The organism is Streptomyces sp. SID13726 (genome assembly GCF_010548375.1).
Classification (GTDB): domain Bacteria; phylum Actinomycetota; class Actinomycetes; order Streptomycetales; family Streptomycetaceae; genus Streptomyces.
The window spans coordinates 1-475 of record NZ_JAAGLY010000345.1 but is presented as its reverse complement, the minus strand read 5'-3'; the positions used below and the strand labels follow the sequence as shown (position 1 = coordinate 475).

Here is a 475-nt window from a genome sequence, read left to right as displayed (position 1 = left end):
GCCGTCCCCAGGAGAGTCATGCTGCCCATGGTCCTGCCCCGAACCGGTCCGGCCCTCGCCCTGCGCGGCCGCATCGGCGCCGGCTTCTCGCCGGTGCCGCACCGCTACCGCCTCTACCTCTGCGCCGACTGTCCGGACTCCCTGCGCGTCGCGGCCGCCCTCGCCCGGCTCGGCCTGGAGGGCTCCGTCGCCACCACCGTGCTCTCCACGCCCGCCGCGTACGGGGCGCTGCGCCGGGCCTACGAGGCCGTCGGACACCACTACGAGGGAGCGCGGGCCGTCCCCGCCCTGTGCGACACCTGGAGCGGCCGCGTGATCGGCAACGACACGGACGATATCCTCGAGGACCTGTGGCGCCTGCGCGCCCACCCGGCCTTCCGCGCCGAGACGTAGCCCCTGGCAGGAGAGGAACCCACGGGCCCGCGCAACGAATCGCCGCCCGCTCCCCGAAACACGCAACGAATCGATGCGCGGA

General features: G+C 74.5%; 1 pseudogene. It reads left to right on the top strand.

Annotated elements, in window-relative coordinates:
• A pseudogene (locus G3I78_RS47995) lies at nucleotides 1–393 on the top strand (hypothetical protein); the annotation flags it as partial.
• Nucleotides 394–475: the final 82 nt, after the last annotated feature.